Annotated in this window: 20 protein-coding genes; all 20 read right to left on the bottom strand. The window is 52.1% G+C overall.

Annotated elements, in window-relative coordinates; translation table 11 throughout:
• Positions 1-38 precede the first annotated feature (38 nt).
• A complete protein-coding gene (locus DBZ16_RS02495; protein ID WP_430914317.1) occupies positions 39-3,149 on the bottom strand; it encodes a tape measure protein in 3,111 nt (1,036 codons plus the stop codon).
• Between the two features lie 43 nt (positions 3,150-3,192).
• Complete coding sequence (locus tag DBZ16_RS02490) at positions 3,193-3,498, bottom strand: hypothetical protein (RefSeq protein WP_107812820.1); 306 nt, start codon at positions 3,496-3,498, stop codon at positions 3,193-3,195.
• Positions 3,499-3,522: 24 nt separating this feature from the next.
• Complete coding sequence (locus tag DBZ16_RS02485; RefSeq protein ID WP_107812819.1) at positions 3,523-5,496, bottom strand: hypothetical protein; 1,974 nt, start codon at positions 5,494-5,496, stop codon at positions 3,523-3,525.
• On the bottom strand, positions 5,480-5,827 hold the full coding sequence (locus DBZ16_RS02480; RefSeq protein ID WP_107812818.1) for a hypothetical protein: 348 nt from the start codon (positions 5,825-5,827) through the stop codon (positions 5,480-5,482). The genes DBZ16_RS02485 and DBZ16_RS02480 overlap by 17 nt, the downstream gene beginning before the upstream one ends.
• On the bottom strand, positions 5,827-10,089 hold the full coding sequence (locus DBZ16_RS02475; protein ID WP_240600163.1) for a phage tail protein: 4,263 nt from the start codon (positions 10,087-10,089) through the stop codon (positions 5,827-5,829). Before DBZ16_RS02475 ends, DBZ16_RS02480 begins: the two co-directional genes overlap by 1 nt.
• A 16-nt stretch (positions 10,090-10,105) precedes the next feature.
• The gene (locus tag DBZ16_RS02470) at positions 10,106-10,657 is read right to left on the bottom strand and encodes a hypothetical protein (protein ID WP_159070286.1); all 552 of its coding nucleotides are present in this window, start codon (positions 10,655-10,657) and stop codon (positions 10,106-10,108) included.
• Complete coding sequence (locus DBZ16_RS02465; protein WP_107812816.1) at positions 10,647-11,078, bottom strand: NlpC/P60 family protein; 432 nt, start codon at positions 11,076-11,078, stop codon at positions 10,647-10,649. The genes DBZ16_RS02470 and DBZ16_RS02465 overlap by 11 nt, the downstream gene beginning before the upstream one ends.
• Positions 11,079-11,091: 13 nt before the next feature.
• Entirely contained in the window at positions 11,092-12,378 is a 1,287-nt protein-coding gene (locus DBZ16_RS16280; RefSeq protein ID WP_240600160.1) for a baseplate hub protein, read from the bottom strand.
• Positions 12,375-12,974, bottom strand: a complete 600-nt coding sequence (locus DBZ16_RS02450) for a DUF2460 domain-containing protein (protein ID WP_070491946.1) — start codon at positions 12,972-12,974, stop codon at positions 12,375-12,377. Before DBZ16_RS02450 ends, DBZ16_RS16280 begins: the two co-directional genes overlap by 4 nt.
• On the bottom strand, positions 12,975-13,241 hold the full coding sequence (locus DBZ16_RS02445) for a hypothetical protein (protein WP_107812815.1): 267 nt from the start codon (positions 13,239-13,241) through the stop codon (positions 12,975-12,977).
• 11 nt (positions 13,242-13,252) lie between these two features.
• Positions 13,253-13,582 (bottom strand): hypothetical protein, encoded by a 330-nt coding sequence (locus DBZ16_RS02440; RefSeq protein WP_107812814.1) that lies wholly within the window; start codon positions 13,580-13,582, stop codon positions 13,253-13,255.
• A 57-nt stretch (positions 13,583-13,639) separates the two neighbouring features.
• Positions 13,640-14,413 (bottom strand): hypothetical protein, encoded by a 774-nt coding sequence (locus tag DBZ16_RS02435; RefSeq protein ID WP_107812813.1) that lies wholly within the window; start codon positions 14,411-14,413, stop codon positions 13,640-13,642.
• A gap of 27 nt (positions 14,414-14,440) precedes the next feature.
• Positions 14,441-14,869, bottom strand: coding sequence for a hypothetical protein (locus DBZ16_RS02430; protein ID WP_107812812.1), 429 nt, complete (start codon positions 14,867-14,869; stop codon positions 14,441-14,443).
• Complete coding sequence (locus DBZ16_RS02425) at positions 14,866-15,348, bottom strand: HK97 gp10 family phage protein (protein ID WP_107812811.1); 483 nt, start codon at positions 15,346-15,348, stop codon at positions 14,866-14,868. Before DBZ16_RS02425 ends, DBZ16_RS02430 begins: the two co-directional genes overlap by 4 nt.
• Positions 15,348-15,878, bottom strand: coding sequence for a head-tail connector protein (locus DBZ16_RS02420; RefSeq protein ID WP_107812810.1), 531 nt, complete (start codon positions 15,876-15,878; stop codon positions 15,348-15,350). Before DBZ16_RS02420 ends, DBZ16_RS02425 begins: the two co-directional genes overlap by 1 nt.
• A 2-nt stretch (positions 15,879-15,880) precedes the next feature.
• The gene (locus tag DBZ16_RS02415; protein ID WP_107812809.1) at positions 15,881-16,204 is read right to left on the bottom strand and encodes a hypothetical protein; all 324 of its coding nucleotides are present in this window, start codon (positions 16,202-16,204) and stop codon (positions 15,881-15,883) included.
• Between the two features lie 54 nt (positions 16,205-16,258).
• Positions 16,259-17,761, bottom strand: a complete 1,503-nt coding sequence (locus DBZ16_RS02410) for a hypothetical protein (protein WP_107812808.1) — start codon at positions 17,759-17,761, stop codon at positions 16,259-16,261.
• A 40-nt stretch (positions 17,762-17,801) separates the two neighbouring features.
• On the bottom strand, positions 17,802-18,956 hold the full coding sequence (locus DBZ16_RS02405; protein ID WP_107812807.1) for a caudovirus prohead protease: 1,155 nt from the start codon (positions 18,954-18,956) through the stop codon (positions 17,802-17,804).
• A gap of 68 nt (positions 18,957-19,024) precedes the next feature.
• Positions 19,025-21,166, bottom strand: a complete 2,142-nt coding sequence (locus tag DBZ16_RS02400) for a phage portal protein (RefSeq protein ID WP_107812806.1) — start codon at positions 21,164-21,166, stop codon at positions 19,025-19,027.
• Positions 21,163-22,584: a phage terminase large subunit gene (gene terL / locus DBZ16_RS02395; RefSeq protein WP_107812805.1), complete on the bottom strand. Its 1,422-nt coding sequence runs from the start codon at positions 22,582-22,584 to the stop codon at positions 21,163-21,165. Before terL ends, DBZ16_RS02400 begins: the two co-directional genes overlap by 4 nt.
• Positions 22,585-22,591: the final 7 nt, after the last annotated feature.

Below are 22,591 nucleotides of genomic sequence, written 5' to 3'. Positions count from 1 at the left end.
CATAGAAAAAAGGTCGCCCTTTCAGACGACCTAACCACTTACACCAATTTAAAATCACGATTCATCTGTTTCAACAGCTTCGCAATGTCCTTTTTGTGAACAAAGTCGCCGCCCGTTGTGTTGATGATAATCGTGCTGTTGTCGCCACCTGACTGACCTGCCATTTCACGGATTGTCTGCGCGTGCTCCGCAGGCAAGACCATCTCGTTTTCGTGCAGTTGCGTCAGTGGGTTGATGCCTGCTGGGATATCCCAGCCGCCAGCCGCCGATGGAATCCGCGTAGTGGTCGTGGTTGTTGAAGAGCCGCCACCGCCCATCAAACCCATTACAGCCGCCATCATTGCCGCCATCGCTGCAACGGCAAGAATAGGACCGACATACGGAATAGACGCTTGAGAAGCCGCCGCACCTGACGCCGCTTGAACGGCATTACTACCGACGACCGCCGTCGTTTCCGTCGCTTTGGTCGCCGCAGTCTTAGCCGCAGCCGCCGTTTCCAACGTCTCTTTAGTCCCGAAAATCATCTTGTAAATCGCTGATTCCTGAACCATGCGCTGCATCATGCCTGCAAGCGGTTTGGTAACCATTTCTTGGATAAAGGTTTGCCCCATACTTTTGAAAAAGTTATTCATCGCCGTTCGGAAATTCTGCGTTCGTGACAACATGGCGGAGAAAGCCTGCCCCATCTGTTGCTGCGCTTCTTGCCAAACGTTCTTGCCGCCGTCTTGCAACATTTCCATAACGTTGGGCGTGTCTTTCCGGCGTTGGTTTTCGCGCTTGCCCTGATTCTTGGTTTGCTCGCGTTCGTGACCTTGCCCAAGTTCCGCCATTTGCTGTTTCAGCTTGTCTATGGCTGATTGGCTGTATGTCGGGTCTTGTTCGGCAAGTGCGATCCGTTCTTGCAAGGCGTCATAGGCGATTTGGTACCGGCGATTTTCAAACTCGATTTCCAAGTCTAGGCGCTCGAGTTGAGAAATGCGTCCAGCGGCTAGGGCTTGGTCTGCCGCGTCCTTTTCCATATCTAGCTTGTGCTTATCCAGCTTCTCCCATGCCGCCACCTGATTGATTTTGGCTTCTGTTGATTGCTTGGATAACTGGTCTTCAAGGGTCAGGATTTTTTCACGCAGTTTCAAACCTGTTTTACTGCCCGCGTCAACCGTTGCCAGTTTCGCGCGCCAGTAAGCGGCTTCCCGCGCCAAATCCCATTCTTGATGATTCAGCGTGTCTCGCTGCATTTCACGGTGTGCCAGCTTTTGGGCTTTGATTTCTTCTTCCCATGCCTGCATCGGGTCTTTGGCTGCGCCGGCATGACCGCCGCCGCTTCTGCCCTTACGCCCGCCGCCTTTGCGACCACTTCCACCACCTCCACTACCACCACCACCTGACGGGACGCGGGATTTCGGTATGCTCCCACCTCCGCCACCACCGCCGCGCATGGCTTTTTGTTCGTGAATCAGAGCAGCGCGGGCTTTGATGTTGTCAACTGCATTTCCGACGCGGTCTTTCGACATGCTGTCAGAGATTCGGCCGCCAAGCCCGCCGTCGTCCATGCGCCCGATTTGAACATTGTTTAGTTTATCAATGCCCGACACACCGACCATCGACGCGGCTTTGTTGGCATAGTCAATCATGCTGTTAATCATGCCGACCGCTCGGTTAACCATCCACTCAATCGCGGAGATAAACACGTTGCCGATAGCCTTGCCAAGATTGGCAAAGAATTGCGGCATATTGTTGGCGGCTTCTTTAATCAGCATCCAGCCGGTCGCAAACGTGTTGATATAGGCGTTGACATATGCGCCGACAACCGTTGCAATCGTCGACATAACACGGCTAAACAATGCCGACCAGCCGCCGACATTTTCATTTAGCCAGTCTGTTACGCCGCCAAACCAAGCCTTTATCTCTTCAATCGCCGCGCCGATGGTTTCCGTGATTGTCTGCCAAACCGCCTGAATCACATCAAGCAGGTTTGACCAGCCACCGCCGAAAATGTCGATTTGGTCGCCGAATTGGGCAATCAAGCCGATAACCGCACCGATGGCGACTGCAATCAATCCGAATGGGTTTGCAAGCATGGCAACATTTAAGCCGATGACCTGTGCCGTCGCAGCGGTAACAGCAACCGCGAATCCCGCCATGATAGGGACAACCAAGTTAAGGTTATCCGCAATCAGTTTGATAATGGAGGCGATGCCGGACATCGCGCCGCTGTCGTTCAGCAGCCTAGAAATCATGCTTTGCCAGTTGTTTTGGAAAACCGTCAATGCCTGACCCATCGTCATGGGCATTTTTGCTGCCTGCTCGCCGAATTTTTCCGACGCGCCTGATATAGCTTTAAACAGCACATTCGCCGTCAGTTCGCCCTCGCTGCCCAGCTTTTTAATTTCAGCGCGGGATTTACCCATATATTCCGCAATAGTATCAAGCAGGATAGGGGCTGCTTCGGCGATAGATTTAAATTCGTCGCCCTGCAATACACCGCTGCCCAAAGCCTGCGACAACTGCATCAGCGCGGCGGCTTGCTGTTGCGCTGCCACACCGCCGATTGTCATGGCGTTGTTTGTTGCTTCGGTAAATTGCAAGATTTCCTGTTGCGTGTAGCCGTAGTCTTTCAGTGCGCGGCTTGTGGACACATACAGGCTCGACGTTGATTCAAGCGATGCGCGGGTATTGTTCGCTACATCCAAAAGCTGACGCTGTACTGCCAGATACTCGCTTTCAGACGACACCACCTGCCTTACTTGGCTGTTTATCGACTGCATGGCATCGGCAGTATCAAGCAGGGATTTCGCAAATGACACCGATGCAAATCCGGCTAAAAGCGTGCCAATTTTACCCAGCCCGCCTGCCGCCTCTTCTGCCTTATCGCCTGTCTTGGCAAGTTCGGCGTTCAGTTCACTGACCTTTTCCTTGCCGTCGCTGACGCCCCCGACAAAATCGGACATATCAATATCGAACGCCTTTTCCATCGATTTCTGCATTTCGGAAAAGCTGCGCGTCAATTCTGATCGCACCTGCCCGATAGCGTTTTCAATCTGCTTGGAAGCATTCGCCGCAGAGTTTGCTGCCTGATTAAAACCCGCAGCCGTGCCGTTCTCGACGGTTATCTTGATTTTTGTTTCTAAATCGTTCATGCGACCGCCCATAAAAAAGCCCGTGAATCATCACGGGCATGGTTTCAAATTTAGATTAGGCTTCGACCAGTTCCGCGCCTGAAAAGACGCTTTGTTCGTTATCCTGCTCAACCGCCTTACCGTACAGCCAAGCGCGGGAAACTTCCTCGCCCTCCGGTAATCCGTTGACGGAAACAGTATGCGAACAGAGCGGGTTTCGACCCGCTTCATGCGCATTTTTAGACACATAGCCGTTCATTGTTGCCGTAACCGTGTTGTACTTATAATCGATATTCACATATTCGATTACATGATAGTTCGCCACTGCGCCGGTGCTTTCATCTTCGATTTCATGCGAAATTGCGATAATTTGCTTTGTCATAACTTTCCAATCATTAATAAGAGTTTAAACATTAGGCTTCATGCAGCAAAGCCAATTTTCAGGGAGCGGGGTTGTCGTTTCGGGCAACGCCTCCCGCGCGGCACAGTACAACTCCAATTTATCACTATGCCGATAAGCCCACGCTCCCCAAAATGGGTCTTGCCAACTTTTTGAAGAGTTCTCGTTTGCGATTTTTGACAACTGCTCTAACAGTCCCATTTTGGATTTAAAGGCGTTGATTTCCGAATCTAGTAACTCAGCATCTATTTTCTCTTCCCACGCTCTTCCCACTTCTTCCAAGCGCGCCTCCGTTTGCGCGGTTAGCTGCGCCGCACGGTACTCAGCATCACGAATCTCTTTTTCATAATAAGCCGATTCCGATAGCGGGTTTTTATAACTTGCCACCACAATATCTTTATTGCGTGGGACGTGGGCAACGGCTTGAGCCTTATTAAATTGACGATAGCTGTTAGTCAGGTTTGCCGCCATACGGCTATTAAATGCGTTTGCAAATCCAACCTTTACCTTTTGCCATCCGGTCAAGTCAAATTGACTGTCATTGATGCTTTTATCTGCAATCACATTTGAGTACCGATAGTTTAAAATCGGTTGATATGGATTAATTTTATCCAATTCCCATTTAAACGTGTCTCGTGGATTTGGCAGCATCGGAAAATAAGGAGAGCCAGCCGATTTACTTTGGAAAAGGCTGTGAACGCCAGCCCCAAAACCATCAGGCAGCCCCGCCTTGTAAAGTGCAGCATTGTCCCATCCAAGCATCCCGACAGGCTGGGCGGCTTTGGAAAGGTCTATTCCCGACACCTCGTAAAACAATCCAACACCCGACACCCTCCGCTTTACCGTCCCACCGTTTTGAGTTACTGCCCCCATGAGTTTAAGCGGCAAAGACGAACTGTCATACTGCTCGTATTTCAAAGGAGCATTTTCATCTCCCTCTAAAAAGCGGGTTAGCTTTTTGCGTTTTTCCTTATTTTCCCCATTTCGCAGGGCATCAATTATTGCGGGGACTGTTTCAGGGTAGAATCTTCTGTTTGGCGATTCGTGGGTAAAAAACCATCTTGACCGATCCATCTTCCCCGCAACCAAATCCGAAAACGTAACCGACCTATTAAAGCCGTCATTTACTTCGGCAATACTCCCTTTTTTAGGCATCACATAATTGATTTGCTGAGGGGAATAGTCATAACTTGCAAGTCCGTAAGGGTTGTAGTCAATAGCAGTGGAGCATTTATTAAGATACTCGTATGGCAAGCCTGCCGTTTCGTAAAAGTAAATTTCCAAGTCCGTACCGCCTGCCATATCGACAACCATATAGCCACATCCGAGACTTACCGCCGAAAACCCTGCCACTTCGCTTGTCCCGATGCTCGTGCTTCGAAACGATGCGGTAATGGGCAGCCCGGTAGGATTGTAGTTTTCAGCCCTATTGCCTGCGTATGGCAACCCTGTTGCATAATTTGACTTATCATCAGCAGATAGTTGGCCGTCTATATGCTTCATCTCAAGCGATGCGTGCATAATATCTGACCCTGATTTCAAGGAGTTGCACATCAAGGTCGCCATCTCGAATTTTTCTTGGTCGTAACCGCTGCCCCAGCCATGTATAACAGCAGGAATTAAACCCCTTGTCCGTAAACCAATCCCCGATGACCCATATAAAGGCAGAATCATGCGTATGCCGTTATTTGGGGCGGCAAACAGATAGCCTGAAGATAATGCGCCACTGCTTCGCTCGGGGTAATTTCCTTTTGCAATCAGCGTTTCAAAAGGCACATTAAGACTACCGTCAGTTATAGACACTTCGCGCCCACTATTTGAAACTACTCGGAGATTATTCAACCCGCTGCCCCCTTCTGGCAGGGATAAATGCAATTTACCGATATATTTTGGCGTGAATAAGCCAAAATTAACCAAATCCACGCCGGCTTCGTTATAAATTGCAAATCCCCAATCTTTGTCGTCAGTTGAAGTAACCATATAACAAACTCCTACCCGCAAAAGCACCGCAATGGGTAATAAACCTATCGCCGAAAAGGCGTTTATGATAAAAAGAATGTACCCATTGCAATGTGCCGTTTTGCAACTTTGATATACTCAAATATTCGGTTTCCCAGTTACCGATCGCGTGAGATTGGGGCATCAGGAAAATCCCTTTGAAAAAATTGCGGCGTGGAAACAACATATCCAAAGCAATTAACCCCGATGGGGCGTTTCCCAAAAACAAAACCCCCTCCACAATCAAGCTGGCGTCCAAGTTTACATCAATGGGGTTGCCATCTTTGTCAAAGCAAAACAAGCCATAATCCATCAGGAATTTCCTTTATATCCCACAATCACCCGTAAATAACCCCTTGTATCATATACGGTAAGCCGTTCGTTTTTCAGCTTCATCCCAACCTGCCCGCTAGATGATGACAAGGAGACATCGCCGTTATTTTCCACGACAAAACGACCATTGCCCAAATCCATCCGCCCACCACGAATATCACCCATATTGGCGGATATTGCCGACAACTTATCAACGCCGATTTCCCGCGCCGTGATGCTTCCAGCTTTCAGGCGGTTTGCGTTCAACGTGTTTGCCGTGATTTTGTCGCCGTGAATATCCCCGGCGTTCAGCTTATCGACAATCGCCTTGCCGTTTACCACCAGCTCGCCGTTCACGCCGACGCGGTTTTGACGCGTATCAACCGTAAACGGGAAAACGTCGGCTTTGCCCGGTGCGCCGATACCGAAACGGTCGGCATTCACAATAAACTTACTTTCAGGCGTGCCGTTTTTCGGCGTGGTTGCCAAGCCGTAGCCCGCCACCTTACCGTTAACGTCAACCTTGACCGTGTACTGCGCTTCCAAGCCGTTGATGCTTTTCGCGTGGGCTTGTACCGTCGCCTTATTACCGTCAGCGGTTGACTGTACCGTCGTGATACGTTCGCCAAGCGATTTGATGTCGCCTGTCGCTTTGGTTAAGGTCGTCTGAACTACCTGAACCGTGCTGCGGATTTCCTGTAAACCGTCGTTGTCTTCAGGGGCGGGCGTCCAATCGGTTGCCACCGTTCCGCGCTCCAGCTTCACATTGGAAACCTTGATGGATTCCGATGTTTGGTATCGTGCTTGAACGATGATGTTGCGCAGTGCCTTAACCTCTTTAGCGACCGTGTGCTTGGCAACAAGCCGCTGCTTCAGTGTTTTGGTCGTGCCGTTTATCGCCTCTTCGTACCATGCAGCAAAATAACCGATTGAGTTGTCGGCATAGGTCACGGAAAATTCCGCGCCGATTCGTGGATATGGTTTGCCGTATGGCGATGTAGCGTTTGTTAGTTCGATGTCACACGAGATAATCAGATTGTCGCCTTGCTTCAGTTCCAAAGCAGACGAAACGTCGATGGTGACGTTCTTGGTCTGATTATTCCCGCTCACTGTCAGCACTTTGCCGGGCGTTCCTGTTGATAGGGCGTAGTTGCGTCCACCAACCGAAACGCCGTCAATCTTCGCGGTCAGCGTTTGGATTTCAGACGACCTCGCACTGTCTTTCTGATTAACGGTTTCGCGCAATGCTGTGATACTGCTTTCAGTATTGCCGACCCGTGTTTTCAGGGCTTCCGTTGCGGCGGTTTGGGCGTTAATTGCTGTAACCCGCGCCTGTGTCTCGCGTGTGATGTTGCCCTCAGCCGTAGATACACGACCCGCCAACGTTTCACGCGCCGCAGCTTCTGCCCTGTCGCCGTCTGCCCGTGCTTTCTTTTCAGCCTCCAAGCCTGCGGCGGTCGTGCCTTGCGCTGCTGTAACCGTCCTGATTTGCTGCGCCTGTTCGTTATTCACTCGCTCGACTGCTGCTACCTTGTTTCCAAGTTCAGCGGCTTTTGCAGTCAGGTCGTCTGCAGCTTTTTTCGCTGCGGCTTTTGCGTCTTCTGCCGTGCGGGCGACCGCTGCCCGTGCCTGTGCTTCGGCTGCGATTCGTGCGTTTACACTTCCCGCGCCGTTGCCGTCTATCAGGGCGATTTTGTCGCGCAAAGCCTTGTTCAGATTGCTTTCTGACAGGTCGGTCGTATTTACGTCATAGACGGTAAAAGACACGCTGTTGCTGATTTTCAAGGCGTCTTTGCCGAAGCTGTCATAGCCTGCCGCGCGTAGATGATAGGTCTTCCCTTTCTCAAGCGGATTACCGTTGCATTTGGCGATGGTTACAAACGTTTCCGCGCCGTCATAGACTTTGTTTGCTTCTATGGTCGGTACGGCTGCGTTTTCAGACACCCAAACGATAATGCCTGCGAAATCCTCTTCGGCAGGTTTTTGACAGGTAAAAAACGCCTGCTTCAAACCGCTGTCAACGGAAATGCCTTGCAATTCTTGCAGTTGCGGATTTTGCGCCGCGATTTGCGCCCAGTTGCCTGTTTTGCCGGTAACGGCACGTCCTCGAACCTTGAAAACAACATCACGCACCTGCCCGCCGTCGGCTCTCATATCCGCCTGAGTGTAGGTGTAGCTGTTGTCCACAATACCGCTGACTTGGCGCAAACGGCGTTGGCTGTTGCCTGCGTAGATTTCCACGTCGTAGGTGTCTGCCCCATCCAACTTATCCCAAGCGATAACGGCTTCTTTGCCGTATGCCCAAGATGATGTCAGGCGTAGGTTTTGAATCTGCCCCAGCGGTGCGCCCTTGATGGTGTAGGAATACGCAGGAACAGATGACAAATCCTGTATGCCGCCGCTGAAAACGTTGTACGAAACCAGTTTGACCCAAACCGTGCGACCAATCCAGTTACGCGGAACGGCATACTTGAACAATGCTTCGTCAATACGCGCGAACCTACTACCCGCCGCATGGCTGTCAATAGCAGAGCCATACGCGCCGCGTGTCAGGTTGCCCAGTGTGTAACGACCCACGCCTTTCAGTTCGGCATTGGCGTATGCCAGAAATTCGCCGTCAACGTAGCACAATGTCAGCAAATCGCGGCTGTCCTGCTCCGTACCGCCTGTCATTTGACCTGCGGATATTTCCACGTTCAGAGTGTTGGTACGGTCGAAAACCGCACCATTCGGCAAAGCAGCAGTCAAAGAGCCGAAACGCGCTTTGTGATTGACTGCGCCGACGCGCGTGTAGCTGTCGCCGTCGGTTGACACCCACACTTCAGCACCGCCCCACATATCGCCGCCCGCCGTCGCCATCCAAATTTGCGGCTCGCCGCCTGTCAGTTGCAACGGTGCTTCAAAAATAACGGGCGCATGGGCGTTACCCGGCGAAACATTGTAGTCAGCCGAATAACCCAAAGACGGCTGCGTCGGGTATTCAGATACAGTGTGAACGCCGACAGGGTAGTCTTCTGCCTTGATAGAGAGGACACCCTCTTCATCCTCTTCAATTTCCGTGATTCGGACGGGCGTTTTATTCAAGCCAAGCCCTGCGTCAGTCAGCGTTACGATATCCATCGGCTCAAGCAGGCAATATTTCCAACCCAGCTTAAACTCATATTCGTTGCGGACGTACAGGGCGCGTTGCAGCAGTTGTTGGGCTACCTTTTGCGCTACCTTGCCGTCGCAAATGCCGTGCATTTTGACGGCTTCTTTTGGGCGCAATCCGTACTGCTCGATATTTGCCTGGTCTTTCACTTCGGCGATGGCGACGTTGTAGTCATTATCGCGGTCGAGATACTCGACTTGGACTTGGTTAAACGCATCGGCATTGGTTTTGCGCTCGACGCTTACAGGGTCTTCCGCGCCTGAAACGATAAAATCGTCATCTGTCAGGTCGTATAATGCCTTGTTATCGGCAACATATGCCGCGCCGTTACCTGAATAATTGCCGTCGCCGTAAGGGACGATTTTCAGACGACCTTGCGAAAACACCGCTGCGCTGTTGGTCTGTTCCAGCAGTTCGGAAATGTTCCGTTGCGCCTCGCCCTGTTCCGTGTAGGCGGGGCTTAGAAAAATACCGACCGCGCGGCAATAATTGCTGTATCGGTCGGTGTCGCCAATGCTGTCAACGGGGAATCCGCAGCCATAGCGTTGGTTCGTCAGCAGGTCTCGGATAATATCGCGCGGGTTTGCGTCAGGGATGTTGCCTGAGTAGCCCAGCTTGCCGATGACCTCGAAATTATGCTGATAAATCTGCGCGGATTTCGTCAGTTCGTAGTTTGGGCTGCATAGGTAGGCGGTGCCGGAATAGTTCAAGGCTTGGTTTTGGTGCTTCGCCTGCGCCAAATGCGTCCATAATGGCTGCTCGTCGCCGCCGCGCATAAGCGTCAGACGCAACTGTGCCAGCGAGTCGAACTTTTCCTTATCGCGCCAAATACGACCGACGCCTTGAATTTCGCCCTCACATAGAGCAAGCATGACGGCGGCTTCGTAGGTGTAAGCAATATCGACTTGCTTCACACCGCCGCCGCCTTTGCCGCCTTGCTGTGTTGTGGTTTTGTTTTCTATGGTAACAAAGTCGCCGTACCAAATCAGGTTTCCGGCTACACGGGTTCTGCCGTAGATGACAGGCAGGGTAAGCCCTTGCGACGACTGTTGTACCTGTAACGATAAAATCCGTTCTTCTGCCGATGTAATGGTTGATGATTTACCGCCCATAGAAAACCTCTAAATATCAATCTACTAAATGCGCCTCGTACCACAAGCCAAGCAAAGAGCCTGCGTAGTTGGTTGCAATATCAAAGCCTGTTTCTGTTGCATTGCCCTGATACGAAATTCTCGCTTGTGCAGTCACTAAATCCAAAGTCACTTTAACAAACGGCTTTTTGCTGAACGGTTTTTTGAACTTGACCGTCATAAATTCATTGTTTGCGGGATTTGTCAGGAAGTCCGCCCGCGCGACATACGCCGCCTGATACTCTTTGCGGGTGTCGGCAATTTCATCGATACGCGCCACAGCGGCGGCAAGCTGTTTTCGCAAGTCGCTGTCGTCGTATGTTGCACCCCCGCCCTTAGGCAGGTCAGAAAGTTGCTTCTTGACGGCTTCCAGTTCTTTTTTGATTTCGGCGTCGTCATACGATGCGCCGCTCGGCAAGGCTGCCACCGCCTGTCTGACTCGTGCCAATTCCTGTTTGATTGCCGTGTCGTCATAACTGCCGCCGCCACTACCACCACTACCGCCACTGCGACCACCACCCAGACCGTAGGCTGATACTTCAATGTTCATTCAATGCCTCCAACGTAAAAAATTTCATATCACGCCCTGAAAGTTCGGGCTGATTGATGTCGTCCAAAACCACACCGCGCCCGATGTAGCTGTGAATAATCTTGCCGTCGCCCGCCACGATGGCGGAATGGCTAAACGTGCGCCCGAACTTCCACATGGCAATGTCGCCGGGCTTCGGATCGTCCGTCTCTTTGCAAAACTTGGCAATGACCTCTAAATACCGCTCTGTGTCGCGGTGCAGGTGCCAGTCGCGGGAATATTTGGGCGGCGTGAAGTCATCGGGGACGATGCCGACCGCGCCGTAAACTCCGACAAGCAACATGGCGCAATCCACACCCGCGCCCTTGACCATTGCGAAATGATGATAGGGCGTACCAAGCCATGACCGCGCCTCTTCGATGATTTGTTCTCGCAAATCCATTTCAGACGACCTCTTAAACCACCGTGTCAGCAGACGGGATATACGGGAATCCGCGAAAATGCACGATGTTATTGAATTTGTTTTTACAGGTATCCTGACGCTTATTGCAGCCGGGATAAACCTTAAACACATCGCCCGCTTGCGGCGGATAGGGTAGGCGTAGGGCAAACTCGAACGTATTGCCGCTATGCACCTTGACCGTCCTGCTCAAGCCTGCGTTTCGCCCGCTCGTAAACTTAATCACGCCCTGCGAAAACCACCCGTCAGGCTGCGTCAGATTGTGTTTCAGCGCATTGCCTGTTTGGCTGTTTTCCGTTACACGACCGTCCACCGTGAATTTCTCGCGGTTGACTTTACAGCCCTCGTCATAGAGCGTCCTCATGCAGCCCGCTTGATAGATGTTGCGCGGGCTTGATACGTTCAAAAGCTCGATGTCTGATTTGACGTCAACCTTTACAGACGACCTGCTACCCGATACGTCCGACACGCGACCGGAAAAGATATTCACAGCACCGACAGGGCGAAGTTCGGCAAGAGAGCCGTCAACATCGGCAGCCGACCGTAAATCAACACCCGAAATCCGAATGGAATCGGACGTTTGATACCGCGCCTGTATAATCAGGCTGCGTATTTCCTTGACCGTCTTACCTGCGGGGATTTCATGTTTTGCCGAAATGCGCTCAGACAGCGTTTTTGTACTACCGCTGACCGCATCTTCGTACCAGCAGCTAAAATAGCCGACGGAATTGTCCGTATAGGTAACAGACAATTCAGCACCGATTCGCGGGTAGGGCTTGCCATAGATTGACGTTGCGTTTTCAAGCGCGATGTCGCATGACAAGACAAATTCATTCGGTAAATCGCCACGAACTTGCAGCGTTTTTGTCTCGGTTCGATTCACGCCAGAAACCTCTAAGACGGTGTTTGCGTCCTCAACCATATTGCCAATAGATGACGCACCGACGCCAAAGAAAACGCGGTCTATCTTGACCCGCGCGCCGTCCAACACGCCGCCCAAAGCAGCTTCAGCCCATTGCAATCCCTCAAGCCTGTAATCAGGGTCGGAGGCGATTTGCAGTGTGTTGGAATCCACGTCCAAGCCGACAGCGATACGGGTTGCCCCGCGCTTGATAATCAGCTTATGCGCTTCGTAGGTCTGCCCATCCCAAACGACGGGCATATCTGCGCTGGTATGGCGCAGCACCTGCCCGCCAGAAAGCGTGATGGTGTACAAATCCGCCATCTGAAACTCGTCGCTACCGTGTAGCAAGTCAATCAGTTCTTTTGTCGCTGTCTTCATAACTTCACACTCGTAAACTCAATCTTTTTGGCTGCCCACAGGCTGCCCAAAACGTTTTCAAAATCCACTGTGTCAGATGTGAATCTCACGCGGAAATAAAAACCACCCGTCCATGTAATCGGACGACCCGGCGTTTGCGGCGTGTTGAAAACCAAAACGCCTTTATCGGTAACGGAATAATCGCGCCCATAAGTCAAAGCCACGCCGCCCACTTTGACGGCGGGTCGTTCTTTGACTGCCAATACAGGCTCAATAAAACCGCCCATCGAACGGACAAGCTGGTAACGCGTAACGCCCTGCACCGTGTTTCCGATGGGCTGGTCGGTTACCGCGTTATCGGTCGGGTCTTCGTACAAAAAACTTTCAAAGCTGCCTTTGCGGGCATTGAAGAATCCCGCCAGTTGCTCCAGTTCGTTGACGGACGCTTTTGTCCGCAGCACCTCAAACGACAGCGAAAACCGCCATTGCGGGTAGGTGTAGTAAGCGGTTCGCAATTCACGACCGCTTGCCGATTTCTGCGTCCCGGTACTCCACACCGCCGTTTTCTTCCGCCCCCACTTCAAGCCGGGGAACGTGGGAAAAATCGCATTGCCCATTTAGATAATTCCTTTCGCTTTCAGTAAGGCGTTAAATTCGTCTTCAGACAGTTCGTTACCGCCAAACATATTGATGGCTTCGGCTTCGTCCGCTTCGCTTTGTACGACGCCCGACGACGGCTTGATGCCCATGTACGACGCTACCAAGATATGCACGGGCGGATGTTCGCGCCAATACTCGTTCAAATACTGTATGCGCGGCAAATCCAAGTTGTCGGCGACGTAGTCCCACGTCCACCCCGTAGAGGCGCAGACGTGGGCAATCATCGCGCCGAAACTTAGTCCGCCGCCTGAACTCCCCCCGCTTGTGCGGCTTCCTGTTCTTTGCGTTTCAAGCCTGATACGTCCATCACAGCGGCAAACACTTCATTCATGTTACCAATGTCGATTAAGTCGGCGACTTCTTCACGCGTCATGTCGGGATAGTTCCGACGCATGGCGGCATGGGCGCAATCGATAACGGTAGAGATTTGTTTTACGTCTTGGACGTTGCCGTCAAATGTGCCGATACGTTCTTGCAACTGCTCCAGTGCGCCAAGTGCGATAGGTGGGATAACGTAATTTGTGCCGTTCAATTCAACGGTTACGCCTTTAATTCGTACTGTCATTTTTGTTTCCTAATTCAGGTCAAATAAAAAGACCGCCCTTTCAGACGGTCTGCGTGATTACTCTTGGATCCACAACGTACCAACTTTAAAGCCCGCCTCATCGGTTTGTGCCGTGAAGTCGATTTCAGGGACAGAAAAGTCATCGTTTTTGGTTGAGAACAAGCCCAGTTTGCCGCTGGTTACGCTTTCCAGTTCCAACAGGGCTTTTTTGCCCTTGAACTGCGTCAGGTATTTCAGCTTAAAGGTCGGCGTATTACCCATCGCCAAGTTAGTCAGTTCAAGTTTCTTGGCTGACGGCATGGTTTGGGTATAGGTAAAGCTTGGGTAAACGGTCTTACCCTTTTCCGATTCGTGGAAAGTGTACAAGCCTGTTGCGGACACCATGTATTGACCGGCTGTCGGATTACTGGCGACCTTGACGTATGCCGTACCATCGCTACCCATTACGCCCGCGTCTTCAACAAAGCGACCACCGTTAGGGGCGGTTGCTTGCACGGTATATGCGCCGCTTGCTGGAATCGCTTTACCCGTTACATCCGCCCAGAGTGCTTTCATGGTGCCGGTTGCATATTCTGCGCCGAAAAACAGGGTATTCAGGGCGAGACCGTTGATTAACGCGCCCTTGAATTTGCCTGACACTTTGACCTTGCCTTGTGCAACAGCCAGCGCAAAGCGGTTTTGACCGTAGAACTCTTTCAATTCCGCCGACAAGTCAACGGACATTTCTTGCAAGCCCATGATTCGCACGGGCGTTGCGTTCTGCACACGGTTGCCATAGGCATCCGTAATCATTTCGGCGAACACTTCGCCGCTACCAAACGTCAACTGCATGACATTTCCTTTCAAAATAAAACCGCATTACGCGGCACAAATCACAATCGGGATAATACAAACCGCCTGCTCGCCAAGCGTTCCCTCGTCTGTTTCCACCATACCCTCGACACGGCAATACTCAATGTCCGCACCATCGACCACTAAAGCCGTCTTGCCCGTGATAGGGTGGACGGCGTTCACGGTATTGCACACCGCGTCAATAAGCGGATTCATGATGGGTGCGGGCGGCTCGCCTGACGTTTGGACGTACAGATACACATCGACGCGCAAAATCCACTTGGTTTCCTGCCCTGTCAGCGTTACCGCCTGCATATCGCCCTGCGCCATGAATAACGCGGGCTGGTCGTAGCGTTTAACGTCGTTCCAGTGCAGCAGCTTTCGGCTCTTGGTAACAAAACCGTCCAATGCGTCCAGCTTCGCCCACAGCGCGGAATAAATCGCTTCACGGTTCATCGCAATGCCCCTTTAACGGAGTTTCTCAAATCGGCTTCAATCTCAGTTTTCATATCGCGCAAAGCCGTTCGTAAAAACGACCGTTCAGGCAAACGAACATTGCGGGAATGCGCGCGCACCTGAACGTATCGCGGGGATTTGAGCGGTCGCCCAAATGCCTGACGGGCCTGACGCAAAGATGCCTTGACGTTTACCGTGCCTGCAAAGCCATATTCATGCGCCTTGCCGTAGCGGACGTTTGTGTTTACTTCGCCGATTACCGCGCTACCCGTGTTGGTTACGCGTTGGTGTATCGACCGACGCAGATTACCCGTCCGTACATTCAACACCTGCCCCGATAGACGGTTTTGCATGACTTCGCTTTGCAACTTCAACGCCGACCGACCAATGGACTGCACAATAGCCGTCTGAACCTTGTCGCCATAGGAGCGCAACACCGCAGCCAAAACATCGCCGCCGATAAATTCCATCTTCAGCATCACACGCCTTTCCGCTTGTACTCATTGAGTATCGCAAACGCTGACGGGGGGATACCGCCCGAATCACTGAACGTAGAGAACGAGATGGTTTCGCCTGCAAGTGTTTTCGACTGTACGCCCTTGTTCTCGATTTCGTTCATGCGCTGCGTTGCAATAATCAAGATGGCTTCCTGAATATCGGCGGGTATGGTTTCATAGCCTGCGCGGTAGGATACCTCAACGTTTCGGATACCCTGTGCAAAACAGGCATGGCGTATCAGCAGCCAATTATCAAAATCCCAGTCGTTCGCCATGCGTCCGTTGATTTTCACGGACGACACGGATAGGACAGGGTATTGATTCAGGACGATGCGGTTTTTGCCGTTGCCGTTGTAACGCTCGACGTAATCCGCCGCTTCGAGTTTTCGCCCGATATAGGCTTCAACAGCCGCCGATACCCCGTTAAGCAGGGTTTGGAAATATCCGTCCTGCTTATCGTGGGTAACGCCTAGTCGCTGTTTGAATAAATCAAGAGAGACAAGGGCGGTCATCGTTATTCAGCCTTTTCAGCTTCGGCGGTTTGCTCGGCTTCAGCCTGTTCGGCTTCGGCAGGCTCTACCGCTTCAACAGTTTCAGCCTGTTCGGCTGGCTGTTCTGCCGGCTGCTCGGTCTTGGCTTTGCGTCCGCGCTTGGCTTTTTCAGGCTCTTCAGTTTCGGCAGTTTCAGCCACAACGTTGCCAAAGCCGAATTGATACAAGAATTGCGCGGCTTCGGCGGGGACTTCCACGATGCGGTCTTCGCCAACTGTGTAGCTTTGGCTACCAAAGGAAACATCGGTAAAGCCCTCAGGTGCTTGTAATTTAACCAATTTAGTCATTTTGATTCTCCAAAAAGAAAAGGCCGCCTGAAAATTCAGACGACCTTATTAGGATTAACCAGCGTTGGTAATCATACCAAACGCAGGCATGAACATACCTTGCAGCAACTCGTCCGCATAGACACCGTATTCATACATACGGGTACGCAGCGGCCATTCGATTTGGTAATACTCTTGGCGCGTGCGTACTTGCAGCAGATTACCAATGCCTTGCACATAGGCAGGCAGACGGGTCGAGTAGAACAGGTAAGTACCGGCTGGTAAGTTCGGGTGAACCACGATGTTCAGTTCATCGCCTGTGATTTTGTTCAGGTATGAACCAACCACCACACCCGCGCGAATGTTCGCGGCGTTGTCGATGTCCACTTTCAGCTTAATCAGCGGCGCACCACCGTTGCCGATAATCAGCTTGGTCAACGCAGCTAAGTCGCGGGCGTTGATGTAGATGGTATCGGGCGATAAGCGGTATCGCGTAAAGAAATGCGCGAACGCTTCTTCAAATTCATACACGCCGCCCGCGCCGTCGGAAGTCAAGCCGTTGCCTTTATTGTCCGACCAGAACGCACCTGAATCAGGCAGGGCGATTTGGGTCAGCAAGCCGTCAAACTCCAGCACTGAAGTCGAATTGTCTTCAGACGGCAGGGAAGCAGCGGTTTGAGTACCCTCAGCGTCTGCCAAAATTTCCACTTTGGCAGAAGTGGTAATCGCGCCCAGTTTTTCAGAGCCAGCCGCACCCCAGTACCAAGCGTAGGCAACCGCGCCGCGAACGGCTGGAATCATGGCGGTTACTTTTTTGCCTGTGCCAACACCAGAAACGGAAGCTGCCGCAGATTTTTGGGCAGAGCCACCGCCAAATGTGTCGGTCGTGCCGTCAGCGTTTTGGCGTGTGATTTTGGCAGGGACTTGAGCAGTTTTGATGTTCAGGCTTTGACCGATTGCGCCGTTATTTGCGCCTGCTACGTCCCAATATGCCTGCAAACCCAAAGCCACGCAGACGATGGACAGGGTAGAGGCACTGATTTTGCCCAAAGTGTCGTTAGAGGCGACAGCGGTCGGGGTAGGGGTAACGCCTGATTTCAGGCTGGTGTTACCGCCCAGCAAAATCATTTCTTCGGCAACCATAGTCGCTTGCAGAGTTTGGGCTACCGCCAACGCTTTCACGTCCTCGAAACCGCGCGCAGCATAGTCTGCCTCAAAGGTTACTTGGTTCTCCAAGCCGATGGCGCGGAATTGCGCGTTACGTTCGACGATTTCATGATTGATAACGCCGCCGCGTTTACCCTCACTGATACCCGCGCGTTGATTGCCGACGTTGATATTAGTAATGGCTTTCCAGTTTGAACCAATGGTGCGACCGCCGCCAACGCGGGGGATACGGTTACGCAACGGGGTCAATACCGGATAGAGTTTCTGAGACGGCGCGGAAAGGTCATAGGTTTGCAGACCAGTTGTGAAACTGGTCGGCTGAGTAAAACCTTTATTCAGCGGCTCGCCGCCTGCTTGAGCTGACTTCATCAGCTCAATTGTTTCTTTTGTGATTTGATTCACGTTCTTCATTTATCGCTCCTGATAATAAAAAAACCGCCTGTAAGCGGTGTTACAGACGACCTGTTTGTGCTGCCTTGACGAGTGTTGCCACATCATCAAGCGAACCGTCATTCTTCACAATCGGCTGAAAACCATTCAGAGGGTCTTCGCCGCTATCTTCTGCTTTGCCGATGGCTTTGGTGCTGCCTTTCGGTGGGGCTGCCTGTTTCTTCAGGCTTTCGATTTCCGCCTGCGCTTTGGCAAGTGCGTCATTCGATTTTTTCAGCGCGTCTTGCGCTTTTACCAGTTCGTCAGCCGATTCCGCTTTGGCAAGGTCGTCTGATTTGTCGGCTTTAGCTGCCAAGCCATCAACCAGCTTGTCGGCTTCGCTTACTGTCAACGCTTTCAGCGATTCGGCTAGGCTGCCCGCTGATTCTTTGATTTGCGCGATAACGGTTTCATCGATGTTGTCGTAGGCTGCGTCCTCAATCAGCCATTTCAGCGACGTCAGCACGTCAGCCAGTGATTTGACTTGGTACATTGATTTAGCGACCGGCTCGTCTTTCGGTTTTTCGGCTTTAGCCAATACCGCTTTCAAGATGGCGATTTCAGATTCAGACAAATTCACGCTTGCCGATTTTTCGGCTTCGTCCTTTTTATCGTCTTCTTTGTTGTCAACCTTTTCATCGACCGTATCGCTGTCTGCCTTTTCGGTGTCGTCGGCAGGCGTTTCGTCAGCTTTATCGGCTGGCTTGTCGTCCTTATCAGCCTCTTCACCGTCTTTGGGCTTATCTGCCTTGTAGCAGGTAAACACCGCGTCAGGATTTGCAGGGCGGTCAACAAGGCTAATTTCTGTCAGCTTCAAGCCCGTGATTTGCGACTTATTCAACTCGTCGCGGGCGGTAACGCTTCCGCCGATTGAGAAACCTTTGTAAACGCCTGTCTTGACTTTCGTAACCGCAATAGGGTCAACGATATGCGCGCCAAAGAATGTGCGCCCGTCGTCTTCGACGTTGATTTCGATAGCTGTCCCCGCAGCGTTTGAGCCGTGCATTTCACGCACCGCGCCAAACTTCATATAGTCGGGAATAGCCGCTTTCATTGCTTCCGCCGCGATGATTTCGCCGTCCGAATCGACCGCCTCACTTGAGGCATAACCCCAAACTTTGACGGTTCCGTCGTCCTGCGCTTCCATCTTGGCGATTTCTGCGTATAACTTTGCCATTCTGTACTCCAAAAAAAAGCCGCCCCCGTAAAGAGAGCGGCAAACCCCAACACTACCAACAGTAAAAACTAAACTTTCGGCATATCCTCTGCCAAAACAGGGACGACCGTACATCTGCAATTAGGGTGGGCAGGCGGCGTCATGCCGCCATGTGCGAAATGCTCATGCAGCCCAATCACGCCCATCTTGCCGTTCGTATTGCAAATTTTGGAAACCTTGTCGTCTTCGGCGGTTATCCACTGCTTACCGGCAACAAGCCCCGTTTCTTCCCAGCCTATCAGGTTGCCCATGTTGTCCGCCATCGCCGTTTCTGTTCGGGCAATAGTTCGGGCGCGGGTATTGCTAAAGGCGTGAGATTCTTTCAGACGACCTGCTAATTCCTGCACGCTGTCGCCGTTTTGCATGGCTTCGACCACTTGGGCGCGTATCATTTCGCGCGTTCCCTCTGTGATTTGCCACTCGGCGGCAGGATTTTGGATAAGCTCGCCGCCCACCCACCTCATGCCGACCATTTCGGCGGCTCGGTCATGCGCCCACTTGACGGCACGGCTGCGAATGTTCGTAACCATACCGACAGCAGGGTCAGGCATGACCTGCAACAAGGCGGCAACCGCCCCATCTTCAGCCGCTCGCCTGATAATCGGCTCGACCACATCAGACAAGCCGTCCCACTCGCCAAAGTCCAAACCATCGGTAACGATTTTTGCTACTCGGCTCAGTTCGGCGGCGAGGTCATCAGCCTGCCAATCAACAGCAGCACCGTCAATCAGCGCGGTGATTTGTTCAGCCATGCCGTCCACGCGCGTCAGCAAATAAGCCTCAATAAGCGCGGCGGCTTCGTCTTCGCTCATCGGGCTTTCCGACTTCCCCAGCTTTTCAGCCTCTTGGCTTGGTTGCTTTTCGGGCTGCTTGTCGTCTTGCTGATTCGGATCAGGCTGCTCCGGTAACGGCTCTTTACCCAGTTCGGCACGGATTTCATCAGCGGTCAGAATGCCTGCGTTTTTGTAGATGGCGTAAATTTCTGCCTGCTCTTTCGGGTTGAGTGATTCCTCTTCCTGCCAAACAAACTCATAGGCCGCCATATCCATGTAACGGGAAAGCACGTCATCAATCAGGGCTTTAACCCAGTTCTTCAGGCTGCTCATGCCGTCGGATAACGACTGCTCACGGCTCGTCTCTGCTACGCTGCGATTTACCTGCGCTACGAACGGCGTAGGCTCGACGCTAAACGCAAAACAGACGACGCGGGCCAGCCATTCGTCGTAAACGTCCTTAAGCGGCGGCTGCTTGGTCTCTTTAAAGTTTCGGGACAATTCGCCCGGAACGAACCGCATTTTGCGCCGTTCCGCCGTCTCGCCTGACAACAACAAATCCCAGTATTCTTGAAAGCGTTGAATGTCGTCAGCCGACCACGTTTCAGGCACGCCGACCAAAGCATCGGGAACGCTGCCCGCTGTGTAGTATTCCAGCGCGTGAATCTGCCGTTTTAAGGCGATATTCACAGTCATGATGATTTGCTCAACGGGCGAATAGCCGTAAACCTTGTAGCTTCGATTGTTGCGTGAGCGGTAAATCAATTCGTCCGCCGTGTAATCAACCGCCGCCATGCCGTGCAAGATTTGCTGATACGCCGTTTCAGGCGGCAAGGGTAGGCGGCCTGTATTGTCCAGTACACGCTTAATCGTCGCCCCGTCTATCACTTCAAGGGCGTACAAGTCTCCGCCCAGTGTTTTGCGTGGGTAGATGCACGGCGCGTCAATAACAAACAGGTCTTCCAGCAAGATGCGCAGCCAATCCGACCATGTATGCTCTTTGTCAGGCGACTGAAAGAACGCAATGGCTTCATCGACCTTTCGGTCTTTGCGCTGTGATTCGTTGTTTGCAGTTGATGCAATATCGCGCTTTTGGATTGTCCACTTCAAGCCTTCCATTTGGTCTTTGCGCTTTTCGATAACCAACCGCAACACGTCGTAGTTATCGGCAAGGGCGCGCAATTGTGCGAAGCCTATTGCTTCCCGTTCGCGCGGCTTAGAATGCCCGACGTTGTAGAACGGCTCATAATCGAACCGCCGCCCCTCTGCCTGCTGCGCGACAGGAGCTAAAGGCTCGCCCGCATCCATCCAAGCATCCGCGTTGCCAGTAAAGGCATAACGGACACCGGCAGCAACGCGGGCAATAAAGCCTTGTGATAAAGGTGTCTTTTTACTCATTTGTTTGCCTCGACCTGCGAACGCAGGTAATCAATCATGCCTGTTCGGGTGTCTAGTAGCTCGCCAAACGCACGACTCAGACAGTCTATTTGGTCGTCGTGTTGACCATTTGGAAACATCCGCATCTCAGCAATCAGCGCATCTGTGTCCCATGTACCATCATCCAACACCATCACATTACCGATGTTGACTTGTGCGGCGAACGGTTCGGCGCGCGTTACCTTGTCGCCCGATTCGGGGCTGGCAGATACGGAAAAACCCGCCAGTTGACGGGTTAGATACAGGGTTTGCGACTTACCAGCTTGACCAGGGTCTTGCGGGATAGATACTTTCGTTTTCACGCCGTCTTTTTGCGCCGTGTTTCGCAATATCCTATCCCTTTCGTCTGCGCCATACTGACCGCGCACGACGTTTGCGATGATGTACCGCCCATCTTCTGTAACACCAAGCCTGCCGCCTGCTGTGTAGTCGCCGTCGTTTGCAGTGGACGCCAAGTCCCATCCGCGCACCCATCGGATATTCCCAGTGGGCAGGGCTTTCACAAATTGCAGATTGTCAGGTTTGAACGTGCCGCCATCGGGCGGGGCAGGGCGTTGTAAATACTGCCCAGCGAAGACATACGGCGCGGCTTGCTCCATTCGTCGCAGCGTCTCGATGTCGTGCTTTTCAGACCACAACGCCGTGCCGTCGTCTTGAATGGCGGATAAGCACAAATGCTCCCACTCTTCGCCGTTGCCGCCATCAAGCAGCCAGCCCGCGATGTCTTTCTCGTGCAGCCTTTGCATAATCACGACAATGGGTGTTTCAGGGCTGTTTTTCCGTGATTCCAGCGTGTTTTGAAACCAGTCGATGACGTTTTGCCGTCTGACCTCGCTTCGTGCTTCGTCAGCCTTATGCAGGTCGTCTAAGATTAGTGCGCCTCCGAAACCATCCCGATGCTTGCCCGCGCCGAAACCTGTAATCGTACCGCTTGTACCTGTTGCGTACATCACGCCGCCCGCAGTCGTCTTCCAGTGATGACTGCTTTCGCTTGCAAGCTCCACACCTGGGAATATCGCCCGATATTCTTCATGCTGGACAAGGTTTCTAATCTGCACGGAGTTATTTACCGCCAACGTCGATGAATAGCTCGCATGGATAAACTCGCTATCAGGCGCACGACCCATCGCCCACGCGATGAAGTTCACAACCGCTATCTCTGTCTTAGAGTAGCGCGGCGGAATGTTGATAATCAGGCGTTTTGTTTCGCCGTTAAAAACACGCATCAACGCAGAACATATTAACTCATGATGCTTCGCCTGCGTCCATTGGTAACCGCGCCGCTCTCGAAACATCCAGCGCGTGAATGTGTATAAATCGCGAAAGCAAAAATCACGAATGACCGATATTTCTTTTTCATCAAATTGCTGTAATGCCATTTTATTT

Source organism: Neisseria sicca (assembly GCF_003044565.1).
In the GTDB taxonomy this organism is placed as follows: domain Bacteria; phylum Pseudomonadota; class Gammaproteobacteria; order Burkholderiales; family Neisseriaceae; genus Neisseria; species Neisseria sicca_A.
Note: the sequence above shows the minus strand (reverse complement) of the source record. Positions and strands in the feature narration are given on the sequence as shown.

Bases quoted from the DNA above. Each gene is read 5' to 3' on its own strand.
- DBZ16_RS02485 (WP_107812819.1), bottom strand. From the start codon at position 5,496: ATGGTTACTTCAACTGACGACAAAGATTGGGGATTTGCAATTTATAAC.
- DBZ16_RS02410 (WP_107812808.1), bottom strand. From the start codon at position 17,761: ATGAAGAACGTGAATCAAATCACAAAAGAAACAATTGAGCTGATGAAG.
- DBZ16_RS02425 (WP_107812811.1), bottom strand. From the start codon at position 15,348: ATGCTGAAGATGGAATTTATCGGCGGCGATGTTTTGGCTGCGGTGTTG.
- DBZ16_RS02490 (WP_107812820.1), bottom strand. From the start codon at position 3,498: ATGACAAAGCAAATTATCGCAATTTCGCATGAAATCGAAGATGAAAGC.
- DBZ16_RS16280 (WP_240600160.1), bottom strand. From the start codon at position 12,378: ATGAAGACAGCGACAAAAGAACTGATTGACTTGCTACACGGTAGCGAC.
- DBZ16_RS02450 (WP_070491946.1), bottom strand. From the start codon at position 12,974: ATGGGCAATGCGATTTTTCCCACGTTCCCCGGCTTGAAGTGGGGGCGG.
- DBZ16_RS02415 (WP_107812809.1), bottom strand. From the start codon at position 16,204: ATGACTAAATTGGTTAAATTACAAGCACCTGAGGGCTTTACCGATGTT.
- DBZ16_RS02435 (WP_107812813.1), bottom strand. From the start codon at position 14,413: ATGCAGTTGACGTTTGGTAGCGGCGAAGTGTTCGCCGAAATGATTACG.
- DBZ16_RS02445 (WP_107812815.1), bottom strand. From the start codon at position 13,241: ATGATTGCCCACGTCTGCGCCTCTACGGGGTGGACGTGGGACTACGTC.
- DBZ16_RS02405 (WP_107812807.1), bottom strand. From the start codon at position 18,956: ATGGCAAAGTTATACGCAGAAATCGCCAAGATGGAAGCGCAGGACGAC.
- DBZ16_RS02430 (WP_107812812.1), bottom strand. From the start codon at position 14,869: ATGAACCGTGAAGCGATTTATTCCGCGCTGTGGGCGAAGCTGGACGCA.
- DBZ16_RS02465 (WP_107812816.1), bottom strand. From the start codon at position 11,078: ATGGATTTGCGAGAACAAATCATCGAAGAGGCGCGGTCATGGCTTGGT.
- DBZ16_RS02440 (WP_107812814.1), bottom strand. From the start codon at position 13,582: ATGACAGTACGAATTAAAGGCGTAACCGTTGAATTGAACGGCACAAAT.
- DBZ16_RS02420 (WP_107812810.1), bottom strand. From the start codon at position 15,878: ATGACCGCCCTTGTCTCTCTTGATTTATTCAAACAGCGACTAGGCGTT.
- DBZ16_RS02495 (WP_430914317.1), bottom strand. From the start codon at position 3,149: ATGGGCGGTCGCATGAACGATTTAGAAACAAAAATCAAGATAACCGTC.
- DBZ16_RS02475 (WP_240600163.1), bottom strand. From the start codon at position 10,089: ATGGGCGGTAAATCATCAACCATTACATCGGCAGAAGAACGGATTTTA.
- DBZ16_RS02400 (WP_107812806.1), bottom strand. From the start codon at position 21,166: ATGAGTAAAAAGACACCTTTATCACAAGGCTTTATTGCCCGCGTTGCT.
- DBZ16_RS02480 (WP_107812818.1), bottom strand. From the start codon at position 5,827: ATGGATTATGGCTTGTTTTGCTTTGACAAAGATGGCAACCCCATTGAT.
- DBZ16_RS02470 (WP_159070286.1), bottom strand. From the start codon at position 10,657: ATGAACATTGAAGTATCAGCCTACGGTCTGGGTGGTGGTCGCAGTGGC.
- terL (WP_107812805.1), bottom strand. From the start codon at position 22,584: ATGGCATTACAGCAATTTGATGAAAAAGAAATATCGGTCATTCGTGAT.